Here is a 10,441-nt window from a genome sequence, read left to right on the forward strand (position 1 = left end):
CTCGTCGACGAGGCGCCGCGCCAGCCTGTCGCTGTCGGTCTCGCCGTCCACTGAGAAGAACAGATAGAACGCGCCCTGCGGCGGCGTGAAGCGGCTGCGGCCGGTCTTGCCCAGAATCTCGCAGGCAATGTCGCGGCTGGCTTTCGCCCGCGCGACCTGCTGCACCACAAAATCCTCGCCTCGATCGAGCGCCACGACGCCGGCGCGCTGCATGAATTGCGCAACGCCCGAGGTCGAATACTGGATCATATTCTCGACCACCTGACCGAGCGAGGGATGCGCCACGATCCAGCCCATGCGCCAGCCGGTCATGCACCAATTCTTGGAAAAGGTGTTGACGAACAGGATGCGATCCTCGGGCGCCATGATGTCGAGAAACGACGGCGCGCGCTCGCCGCCGCCATACCAGAAGCGGGCATAGGTCTCGTCGGCAACGATCCAAAGGCCGTGCTGCCGCGCGAGCGCGAGCACGGCGCGCAGATCGTCATGCGACGCCGTCCAGCCGGTCGGATTGGACGGGGTGACCATGACGATGACGCGGGTGCGCCCGTTGACCGCTGCCGCAAGCCGATCGATGTCGAGTGTCCACCCCGCATTGCCGAACTGCATCGGCACCTCCACCGGATGCGCTCCAATCAGCCCGGTGGCACCGGCCGCATTCGGCCAGGCCGGCGTTGGGATAATCACTTCGCTGCCTGCGGTCGCGGTCATGGCGAGCGTGATCTGGATCGCCTGCATGCCGCCGCCGGTGACGAAGAATTCGTCGGCCGAGAAGGCGCGTCCGTACAGTCGTGTGTGATAGCGGGCGAGCGCTTCGCGCAAGGCGGGAAGCCCGCGCTGCCATGTATAGAAGGTCTCGCCGGCGGCGAGTGCGCGGCTGGCGGCGTCCGCGATAAAGGCCGGCGTCGGCGTATCGCCTTCGCCCGCCCACAGGCCCATGACGCCGCCGCGCGCCCGGCCGTATTTCATGATCTCGACGATGCCGCTGAGCGGCGCCTCGCGCGCGGATGCGCGCAAGGCCGCGATCAGAGCGGCCGAGGCTTGCGCATTGCCGTCATCCTCGCCGGAGGCGGCCACGATGCAGCTCAAATCTTTTTCGCGAGCAGATCGCGGATTTCTTCCAGCAGCTTTTCCTCACGGGGCGGCTCGACGGTCTTGGCGGCCTCCGGCTCCTGCGCAGCCATGCGGCGCAGGTAGTTGATACCCTTCACCACGAAGAACAGGGCGCCCGCCACAATCGCGAAGTTGATCGCGACGGTGACGAAGTTACCCCAGGCGATGACCGGCCCCTGCTTTCGCGCATCCGCAAGATTGGTTGCCGTCACGTCGCTCGACAGGGCCAGGAAATAGTTCGAAAAATCGAGACCGCCGATGGCGCCGAAAATCGGCATGATCATGTCCCCGACCAGCGATTCCACGATCCGGCCGAAAGCCGCACCGATAATCACGCCAATGGCAAGATCGACCACATTGCCCTTGACGGCGAACTCGCGAAATTCATTCAGCATTTTCTTCATGACGGCTCCTCTCCCGTGCAATCGGTAACGATAGGGCCTCGGGCGGGGTCAGGAAAAGCCGGGACCCGGCTTATGCGGTAGCCATGAACCGGAATTTGTGATGTTTTCGGGTCACCCGGGGGTCACCGCGGCTCCGGAAAGGGCGGTTGCGCCATGATGCTGCAAGGCTGGGTCGTTATCGCGATCGCGCTCGGCTATATCGGCCTCTTGTTCGTGGTCGCAAGCTATGGCGACCGGCTGCGCACGATTGCGCGGGCGGACCGGTCGCGCCTGCTGATCTACCCGCTGTGCCTTGCGATCTATTGCACCTCCTGGACGTTTTTCGGCTCGGTCGGTCTCGCGTCGAAATCGGGTTTCGACTTCCTGACCATCTATATCGGGCCGATCCTGATGATCGGCCTGTGCACGCCGCTGGTGCTGCGGATCGTCCGGCTCGCCAAGAACCAGAACATCACCTCGATCGCCGACTTCATCGCAGCGCGCTACGGCAAGCGCCAGTCGGTGGCCGCGCTGGTCGCCCTGATCGCAATCTTCGGCACGATTCCCTATATCGCGCTGCAGCTGAAGGCAGTGTCGGCGATGTTCGGCACCGTGTTCCTGCACGTCGTGCCGAATTTCACGCCGAATGTCCTTGGCGACACCGCGCTGCTGGTCGCCCTGGCGATGGCGGCCTTCGCCATCCTGTTCGGCACCCGCCATATCGATGCGACCGAACATCAGGACGGCCTGATGCTCGCGATCGCCACCGAATCGATCGTCAAGCTCGCGGCATTTCTCGCAGTGGGCCTGTTCGTGACCTACTGGATGTTTGGCGGTCCGGCAGACCTGTTCTCGCGGGCCATGTCGCGGCCCGACACCGCTGCGGTCCTGACCACCGCGCCGAATTTCTCCACCGTGATCGCGATGACGCTGCTCTCGACCGTGGCGATCATCCTGTTGCCGCGGCAATTCCATGTCACGGTCGTGGAGAATCATTCCGAAGCCGAAATCAAGCGCGCGCGCTGGCTGTTTCCGCTCTATCTCGTCCTCATCAACCTGTTCGTGGTTCCGATCGCGCTGGCGGGCCTTCTGACCTTCGGCAGCGGCAATGTGGACAGCGACATGTTCGTGCTGGCGCTGCCGCTATCCGCCAACGCCGCCTTCTTCACCATTGCGGCTTTTATCGGCGGGCTGTCGGCGGCAACCGCAATGGTGATCGTGGAATCGGTCGCGCTTGCGATCATGGTGTCGAACGACCTCGTCGTGCCGTTCTTTCTGAAGCGGCGCTCGGTGCTGCTGACCGGCCAGGCCGATGTCGGCAAGCTCCTGCTGCGCATTCGCCGAATCGCGATCTTCGTCATTCTGGTGCTGGCCTATCTCTATTACCGCTCGGTCGGGGATGCCCAGCTCGCCGCCATCGGGCTGTTGTCGTTTGCCGCCATCGCCCAGCTCGCGCCGGCCTTTTTCGGCGGCCTGTTCTGGCGGCAGGGCACCGCGCGCGGCGCCATTGCCGGCCTGACCGCCGGCGTCCTGGTCTGGTTCTATACGCTGCTGGTGCCGAGCGCGGTCGGCAGCGGCATCGTCAGCCCTTCGGTGCTGACCGACGGGCCGTTCGGCATCTGGTTCCTGCGGCCGACCGCCCTGTTCGGCCTCGATCTGCCGCAGCTGGCGCATGGCGTGTTCTGGAGCCTGGCGCTGAATATCATCGCCTATATCGGCTTTTCGCTCAGCCGCGCGCCGGAGGCGATCGAGCGGGTCCAGGCCGATCTGTTCGTGCCGGACGCAGCACCGGCACCGAGCTTCCGGCTGTGGCGCTCCGCCGTGACCGTCGACGAATTGATGACCGCGGTAGCGCGCTATATCGGACAGGAGCGCACGCGCTCCTCGTTCGAAAGCTTTGCCGCCGCCAAGCGCATCGACCTGTCCCCGGGCAGTCCGGCGGATTTCCAGCTGCTGCAACATGCCGAGCACCTGCTTGCCTCTGCGATCGGTGCGGCATCGTCGCGGCTCGTGCTCTCGCTTCTGCTGCGCAAGCGCACGGTGTCGACCCGTGCTGCGCTGAAGCTGCTCGACGATGCCAATGCGGCGATCCATTACAACCGCGAAATCCTGCAGACCGCGCTCGAACATGTCAGCGAGGGCATCGCGGTCTTCGACCGGGACATGCAGCTGGTCTGCTGGAACCGGACCTTCGGCGAAATCCTCGATCTGCCACGCGACATGATCGGCATCGGCACGCGGCTCGACGAAATCCTGCGTCTGCATGCCGAACGCGGCATCTATGGACCGGGTGACATCGATACCCTGGTCGTCGAGCGTCTGCGCCGCTACACCGCGGCCTCCGAGCCGTTCATCGAGCGCTTCGCCGCGCGCGGCCTCGTTCTCGAAGTCCGCGCCAACCAGATGCCGGGCGGCGGCATCGTCACCACCTTCACCGACGTGACGCCGAGCTTCGAGGCGGCCGAGGCGCTGGAGCAACGGGTGCGCGAACGCACCGTCGAACTGGTGCGGCTCAATGAGGAACTGGCGCGCGCCAAGGCCGACGCAGAGGAGGCGAATATTTCGAAAACGCGGTTTCTTGCCGCGGCCAGCCACGACATCCTGCAGCCGCTCAATGCCGCCCGTCTTTATGTGACCTCGCTCGTCGAACGCCAGGGCCAGGGTCAGGGCCTTGGCGAGGACGGCCGCCTGGTCGGCAATATCGACGCCTCGCTCGACGCGGTTGAGGAAATTTTTGGCGCGCTGCTCGATATTTCGCGCCTCGATACCGGCGCGATGAAGCCGGACATCGGCGCATTCCGCATCGATGAGTTGATGCGCCAGCTCGAGGTTGAATTCACGCCGCTGGCCCGCGAGAAAGGCCTCGAGCTGACATTCGTGCTCAGCAGCGCGACCGTGCGGTCCGACCGCCGTCTGCTGCGCCGCTTGCTGCAGAATCTGATCTCCAACGCGATCAAATATACGCCAAAGGGTCGCGTGCTGGTCGGCTGCCGCAGACAGGCCGGGATGATCCGGATCCAGGTCTGCGATTCCGGCCTCGGCATTCCGCCCAGTCAGACCCGCGCCATCTTCCGCGAGTTTCATCGGCTGCAGGACGGCGCCAAGGTCGCGCGCGGTCTGGGACTGGGGTTGTCGATCGTGGAGCGCATCGCCCGCGTGCTTGCGCATCCGGTGCATCTGAAATCCGAGCTGGGCCACGGCTCGGTGTTTTCGGTCGATGTCCCGGTGGCGGCCGCAATCAGTGCCAGCGTCCCGCAGCGCGGCCCGCTGCGCGTCGACCCGGCCCAGCTTTCCGGGATGGCGGTGCTTTGCATCGACAACGAGCCGCAAATCCTCGACGGCATGGAAGCGCTGCTCGGCGGATGGGGGTGCCAGGTGCTGAAGGCGTCGGACCTTCAATCTGCGATCGCGGCGATCGAGACGGCGCGTCCGGCGCTGAGCGGCCTCCTTGTCGACTATCATCTGGACAGCGGCAACGGCATCGACGCCATCGTCGAACTGCGCCGGCGCTTCGGCGCCGAACTGCCCGCCATCCTGATCACGGCCGACCGCACGCTGCGCGTCCGCGAGGAAGCCCGCGCGCGCGACGTGCCGATCGTCAACAAGCCGGTCAAGCCCGCGGCGTTGCGCGCCTTGCTGGCGCAATGGCGCATCCAGCACGCGACCGCGGCGGAATAGCGAAGGCGGTCAGGCCAGCGGATCGGCCGGCAGGCCGAGCCGGAACTTGCCGTGATTTTCATACGCCGTATCGCTCATGACCTGATGGATGCCGGCGGTGTTGAGATCGCGCAGCAGCCGTCCGATCACATGCGGATGATGCAGGCCGGTATTGCCCGCAAAGTGATAGGCCATGGTCGCGACCTCGATTGCGAGATCCGTTGCATAAACGCAGATCGCGCGGACATCGGCGATATCGGCGCCGTCCGGCTTGCCGCCCGCATTCACCTTCCGCCAGAGCTGATCGTAGCGCTCGTGCATCAGCGCACGGGCGGCGCGCAATTTCAGATCGGCCTCGCCGATGAAGCGGTGCACCACCTGGCGTTCGTCGAGCTTGGACGAGCGGAAGGTGCCCCGCGTCGTGGTCGCAATCTTGACGAGTTCGTCGAGCGCACGCCGGGCGCCGCCCAGCGCCACGCTGCCATGCTCCTTGGCGACATAGCTGAAGGGCGGAAGCCGGTAGGACGCTCCCCCGCGCAAGGGTTGCGGCTCGAGCAAGTCCCACACGAAGGTCTGATCCTCCGGCAGGTCATAGTCCTCGACCGAGAAATCCACCGACCCCGTGCCGCGCAGCCCGGTCACGCCGCCCCAATTGTCGTAGAGCGTCACATCCCTGGCCGGGAAGGCCGAGAACATGACGATCGGACCGCCCTTGCCGTTGTCGCTGTCCTGCACGACCGTCCCGCCCAGCACCCATTCGGCGTGACGGATGCCGCTGTTGAAGCGCCAGCGGCCGCTGACGCGGTAGCCGCCGCCGTCCTTGCGCCGCGCCTGACCGGCCGGAAAGAACGAGATCGCCGCCGTCGGGATGTGTCCGTTACGGAAAACCTTGTCGAGCCCGGATTGCGGCAGGAATGTCCCGAGCGAGGCGATCGCGGTCGCGCCGACCATCGTGCACCATGCGCTGGTCAGGTCGTGATAGGCGAGCTCCTCAAGGACCAGCATTTCGGTGAGGGGGTCGGCTTCGGCACCGCCCATCTCTGCCGCAAGCTTGAGCCGGAAGATGCCGGCATCGCGGAGCGCAGTGACAGCCTCCGCCGCCAGGGTGCCCTGTTCCTCGCTGCGCGGGCCCGATGCGCTGAGCGTTGGGCCGATAGCCGCAACGGCATCGAGCAGCGCCTTGCGCTTCGCCTCCTGATTTGCCGGAAACGCCTTCATGAACTGAGCCTCCCTGTTTGACAATTTTGACGAAAGTGAATTGTACCCAAAAATGAATGTCAATCATTTTTGTGAGGGTGAGCAGTTTTGACTGGTTTTCGAATATGAGTGATATTCATTTCTGAAGCTGGCCGACATTTCGTGCATGGTTCAGGTCGGCCAGGCCACGTTTCGGGCCTTGACCAGCCCGGATATTGAATCCGGGCGATCCGGCTCAGCTGTGAGGGACAAACCGATGAGCATGGCCGCCGGTGCGGAAAGCCGCAGCGATCGCCGCAAGCGTCGCAACCGTCAGGCGCTGATCGAGGCCGGGTATCACGTGATGGCCGAGAAGGGCATCGATGCCGCGACCATGTCCGAAATCGCCGAGCGCGCCGATGTAGGGGCCGGCACGGTCTACAATTACTTTGCCTCAAAAGAAGAGCTGGCGACGCGGGTCATGGAGCAGGTCATGGACCGTCTCGCCCAGAGGATCGAGGCCGTCACCGATACGTTCGAGGATCCGGCCCAGGTCTATGCCTTCGGTATCCGCAACGTCATGAAAGCGGCAACCACCGATCACCGCTGGCGCTGGCTGTTGCGGCGCTCGGAAGTCATCGCCGGCGCGATGTACCGGATCATGGGACCCTATGCGATCCGCGATATCCGCAACGCCGTGGCGGCCGGCCGCTATCGGGTCGAGGATGCGGAACTGGCCTGGCGTCAGGCCACCCATGCCATCGTCGGGTTCAGTCTTGCGGTCTGCGATGGCAAGCTTCCCGCCGAAAAGATCGACGAAGCCGTGGTCAATCTGCTCGGTATGGTCGGCGTACCGCGCGACGAAGCCTGGGAGATCGCACGCAGACCATGTCCCGATTTGCCGCGCGAGTAAGGCTCGTCGCGGCCATCAATTGGCGAGCGGCGCGGTCTGCGGCCATTGCCCGACCTCGATCTTGGACGCGGCGATCACCGCCTGGGTGCGGCTTTCGACGCCAAGCTTCTGCAGGATGGCGGACACATGCGCCTTCACGGTCGCCTCGGAGACCGAGAGCTCGTAGGCGATCTGCTTGTTGAGCAGGCCCTCCGACAGCATCATCAGCACCCTGACCTGCTGCGGGGTCAGGGTCGCGAGCCGCGACAGCAATGCGGCCGTTTCAGCATCCGTCCCGGCATCGAGATTGATGTCCGGCGGCGTCCAGACCCCGCCATTCAGCACCGCCATGATGGCCGAACGCATGCCATCGGTGTCGAGCGTCTTTGGGATGAAGCCCGATGCACCGAAATCCATGCAGCGGCGGATGACCGCGGGATCGTCATTGCCGGACACCACCACCACCGGCACCCCGGGATATTGTGCGCGAAGATACATCAGCCCGGAAAAGCCGCGCACGCCCGGCATCGAGAGGTCGAGCAGGATGAGATCGACATCGGCGCTGGCATCGAGAAGCTTCGACACCTCATCGAAGGAGCCTGCTTCGGAGAATTCGACGCGGTCAAACATTCCGCTCACGGCCTCGCGCAGCGCGCCGCGAAACAGCGGGTGGTCGTCCGCAATAACCAGCCGGTAAAGCGTGGGTTCGGTCACTCTGGGGTCGATCTCTCTCGCACCGGGTTCCTGGCGCCTGGCGCAGCTCGCTGTGACGACTTTACAACATTTTCGGGCGAGTCGAGAGGCTCGCGTCGGCGTTCTTCCCGGCGCGACTTCCGGTGAATTGCAGCACGATCTGCCGCCGGTGCGGCGTCGCCCGGTGCTCGATCAGGTAAATGCCTTGCCAGGTGCCGAGCTGGAGGCGCCCATCAAGTACCGGGATCTGGAGCGAAACCCCTGTGAGCATGGTGCGCACATGGGCCGGCATGTCGTCCGGGCCCTCGGCATCGTGGACCCACCCGAAGTCACGCGGCGCCAGATGCCGCAGCGCCGAAACAAGGTCGCGCAGCACGTCCGGATCGGCGTTTTCCTGAACGGTGAGCGAGGCCGAGGTGTGGCGCAGGAACGCCGAGAAGGTCCCATCCTGTGCCCCGGCCTCGGCGAGGAAGCGCTGCGTTTCGGCGGTGATGTCGAGAAAGCCCTCACCGCCCGTTTCGATCCTGAGTTCCGCGGTGGCGATGACCTCTGGCGCGCTTCGGGTGATCTGCGAAAGGCGTCCGGGCAAGGCGTCGGGCTCCGTGATTGCCGCCATGCTTATCGTGAGGCCAAGCGGTCAGATGGGCGTCATCTCCCGTTGCCATCGCTTCACCATTTCGACAAGGCGCTTCCAAAGCCGCTCGATGGTGGCGACGGCCCGGTCGAGCTCGGCGTCGCTTGGCACCTTCAGCGCAGGCTTTTCCCTCGGTGAGGAGGCCTCGGACGGTGATCCGCCAGGCGGGGTGATCCCACGCGCCAGCATTTCCTTCTTCAGCGCGGCGTTGTCTCGTTGCAGGCGGCCGATTTCCTCCTCAAGCGCCATCCGCTCGTCCGGAATCGGATGGCAGGACCAGCCCATGGTCCGGCGCGAGCACAGCGAGACCTGTCCGGTGCGCTGATCCAGCCGCAGATAGCCATCCTCCACCCGGTTCAACGAATAGCGGCCATTCTCGCTGTCGGGCATGCCGCCCTGAGCGTGTGCGGGGATACTTGCGGGAGCGGCGAGCGCAAGACAGGCGATGGCCAAGGACATCATCAGGGCGCGTGGCATGCGGGAATCTCCGGTCTCGGTCGGTTCAAATCCTAGCACCCGGCCCGGCTGCGCCGAAAGTCGCGACGCTGTGGGAGGCGGCGACCCGATCTCGATAAGCCGTTGATAAATTGGCGCGATTCAATCTTTGCGCAGCGCACCAGGTTTCTTGACTCGCCTGACCCCCCTCAGTATGGTCCGCGCGGTTTTTGAGGGGCGCAAGGGCGCACGTTTGTCTTCCAGAGGCGGGTGTCGAAAGCATGGCTGACGGCGCACGCGGCAAGGACGAGCGATCGGCGGACCGGGCCTCCGAAGAAGCCGCTTTCTCCGAGAGGCTCAAAGGTCTCGGCGCCAGGCTCGGCCAGACCGGGCAGGCGAAGCCGGCCGAAAACGACTCCGGAAAATACGTGTCCGATCCGCAGGCGATGGCGAAAGGGTTTCGCCTCTCTGCCGAGCTGGTCGCTGGCGTATTGGTCGGAGCGCTGATCGGCTGGTTTCTGGATCGGCTGACGGGGCTTTCGCCTTGGGGAATGATCGTGTTTCTGCTGCTGGGTTTTGCAGCGGGCGTGTTGAATGTCATGCGGGCGGCCGGCGTGGTCGGCCCGAGCAAGCTTCCCGGCGGCAACGCCGACAAACCTTGAACGGCTGCGCTCCCGCGCGGTGACCTGAAGGATAGATCCAAGGCTATGGCCGATCCGATCTCGCAATTCCAGATCAAGAAGATCGCCACGCTGGGCACCGTCGGCGGTCAGGAGATTGCCTTCACCAATTCGGCTTTGTTCATGCTGATCGCGGTCGCCGCGGTCTCGCTGCTGATGATCGGCGCCACCAGCCGCCGCGCCGTGATTCCCGGCCGGATGCAGTCGGTGGCGGAACTGACCTACGAATTCGTCGCGGACATGTTGCGAAGTTCGGCGGGCCGGGAAGGCATGAAGTTCTTCCCGCTGGTCTTTACGCTGTTCACCTTCGTGCTGTTCGCCAACATGGTCGGGATGATTCCCGGCTCCTTCACCGTCACCAGCCACATCATCGTCACCGCCTTGCTGGCGATCATCGTCTTCCTGACGGTGCTGATCTACGGCTTCTACAAGAACGGCGTGAAGTTCCTGAAGCTGTTCGTACCGAGCGGCATCCCGATCTACATCATGCCGCTGATCGTGATGATCGAGGTCATCTCGTTCCTGTCGCGGCCGCTCTCGCACAGCGTGCGCCTGTTCGCGAACGTGTTCGCCGGGCATATCACGCTGAAGGTGTTCGCGAGCTTCGTTCCGATGCTGGCCGGGCTCGGCATTCTCGGCTGGTTCGGTGCGGTGCTGCCGCTCGGCATGACCGTGGCGCTGACCGCGCTGGAATTCCTGGTCGCATTCCTGCAGGCCTATGTCTTCACCATCCTGACCTGCATCTATCTCAACGATGCGCTTCACCCGGGTCACTAGA

The 10,441-nt window shown here is 64.5% G+C and carries 10 protein-coding genes; 4 read left to right on the forward strand and 6 right to left on the reverse strand.

The features are described 5' to 3' along the window. Both ACK41X_RS20750 and mscL read right to left on the reverse strand, forming a co-directional pair. A partial coding sequence (locus tag ACK41X_RS20750) for a pyridoxal phosphate-dependent aminotransferase (protein ID WP_409727291.1) occupies nucleotides 1-1,080 on the reverse strand: 1,080 nt, incomplete at its 3' end. A gap of 5 nt (nucleotides 1,081-1,085) precedes the next feature. Beyond that, nucleotides 1,086-1,508: a large conductance mechanosensitive channel protein MscL gene (mscL, locus tag ACK41X_RS20755; protein WP_409727294.1), complete on the reverse strand. Its 423-nt coding sequence runs from the start codon at nucleotides 1,506-1,508 to the stop codon at nucleotides 1,086-1,088. A 165-nt stretch (nucleotides 1,509-1,673) separates the two neighbouring features. Here mscL and ACK41X_RS20760 point away from each other — a divergent pair, with 165 nt between their 5' ends. Further along, entirely contained in the window at nucleotides 1,674-5,174 is a 3,501-nt protein-coding gene (locus tag ACK41X_RS20760; RefSeq protein WP_409727297.1) for a NahK/ErcS family hybrid sensor histidine kinase/response regulator, read from the forward strand. Between the two features lie 9 nt (nucleotides 5,175-5,183). Here ACK41X_RS20760 and ACK41X_RS20765 read toward each other — a convergent pair whose 3' ends face one another. Then, the gene (locus ACK41X_RS20765; RefSeq protein WP_409727269.1) at nucleotides 5,184-6,371 is read right to left on the reverse strand and encodes an acyl-CoA dehydrogenase family protein; all 1,188 of its coding nucleotides are present in this window, start codon (nucleotides 6,369-6,371) and stop codon (nucleotides 5,184-5,186) included. A gap of 235 nt (nucleotides 6,372-6,606) precedes the next feature. On the opposite strand from ACK41X_RS20765, the gene ACK41X_RS20770 reads away from it, so the two are divergent. Beyond that, nucleotides 6,607-7,242: a TetR/AcrR family transcriptional regulator gene (locus ACK41X_RS20770; protein WP_409727272.1), complete on the forward strand. Its 636-nt coding sequence runs from the start codon at nucleotides 6,607-6,609 to the stop codon at nucleotides 7,240-7,242. A gap of 15 nt (nucleotides 7,243-7,257) precedes the next feature. On the opposite strand, the gene ACK41X_RS20775 is transcribed toward ACK41X_RS20770, so the two are convergent. The 3 genes from ACK41X_RS20775 to ACK41X_RS20785 form a co-directional block, all read right to left on the reverse strand. After that, nucleotides 7,258-7,935 carry a response regulator gene (locus ACK41X_RS20775; protein WP_409727275.1) on the reverse strand — a complete coding sequence of 226 codons (678 nt, stop codon included), beginning with the start codon at nucleotides 7,933-7,935 and terminating at the stop codon, nucleotides 7,258-7,260. A 61-nt stretch (nucleotides 7,936-7,996) separates the two neighbouring features. Continuing rightward, on the reverse strand, nucleotides 7,997-8,530 hold the full coding sequence (locus ACK41X_RS20780) for a secondary thiamine-phosphate synthase enzyme YjbQ (RefSeq protein ID WP_409727279.1): 534 nt from the start codon (nucleotides 8,528-8,530) through the stop codon (nucleotides 7,997-7,999). 21 nt (nucleotides 8,531-8,551) lie between these two features. After that, nucleotides 8,552-9,025 (reverse strand): hypothetical protein, encoded by a 474-nt coding sequence (locus tag ACK41X_RS20785; RefSeq protein WP_409727282.1) that lies wholly within the window; start codon nucleotides 9,023-9,025, stop codon nucleotides 8,552-8,554. Between the two features lie 239 nt (nucleotides 9,026-9,264). Here ACK41X_RS20785 and ACK41X_RS20790 point away from each other — a divergent pair, with 239 nt between their 5' ends. Further along, nucleotides 9,265-9,645: an AtpZ/AtpI family protein gene (locus ACK41X_RS20790; protein WP_409727285.1), complete on the forward strand. Its 381-nt coding sequence runs from the start codon at nucleotides 9,265-9,267 to the stop codon at nucleotides 9,643-9,645. Between the two features lie 45 nt (nucleotides 9,646-9,690). After that, nucleotides 9,691-10,440 (forward strand): F0F1 ATP synthase subunit A, encoded by a 750-nt coding sequence (locus ACK41X_RS20795; RefSeq protein WP_409727288.1) that lies wholly within the window; start codon nucleotides 9,691-9,693, stop codon nucleotides 10,438-10,440. Nucleotide 10,441: the final 1 nt, after the last annotated feature.

It is taken from the genome of Pseudorhodoplanes sp. (genome assembly GCF_046289595.1).
GTDB lineage: Bacteria > Pseudomonadota > Alphaproteobacteria > Rhizobiales > Xanthobacteraceae > Pseudorhodoplanes.

What these genes read in the sequence shown, in the direction of transcription:
- ACK41X_RS20795 (WP_409727288.1), top strand. Translation starts at nt 9,691, where the DNA reads ATGGCCGATCCGATCTCGCAATTCCAGATCAAGAAGATCGCCACGCTG.
- ACK41X_RS20780 (WP_409727279.1), bottom strand. Translation starts at nt 8,530, where the DNA reads ATGGCGGCAATCACGGAGCCCGACGCCTTGCCCGGACGCCTTTCGCAG.
- ACK41X_RS20770 (WP_409727272.1), top strand. Translation starts at nt 6,607, where the DNA reads ATGAGCATGGCCGCCGGTGCGGAAAGCCGCAGCGATCGCCGCAAGCGT.
- ACK41X_RS20765 (WP_409727269.1), bottom strand. Translation starts at nt 6,371, where the DNA reads ATGAAGGCGTTTCCGGCAAATCAGGAGGCGAAGCGCAAGGCGCTGCTC.
- ACK41X_RS20785 (WP_409727282.1), bottom strand. Translation starts at nt 9,025, where the DNA reads ATGCCACGCGCCCTGATGATGTCCTTGGCCATCGCCTGTCTTGCGCTC.
- mscL (WP_409727294.1), bottom strand. Translation starts at nt 1,508, where the DNA reads ATGCTGAATGAATTTCGCGAGTTCGCCGTCAAGGGCAATGTGGTCGAT.
- ACK41X_RS20760 (WP_409727297.1), top strand. Translation starts at nt 1,674, where the DNA reads ATGCTGCAAGGCTGGGTCGTTATCGCGATCGCGCTCGGCTATATCGGC.
- ACK41X_RS20790 (WP_409727285.1), top strand. Translation starts at nt 9,265, where the DNA reads ATGGCTGACGGCGCACGCGGCAAGGACGAGCGATCGGCGGACCGGGCC.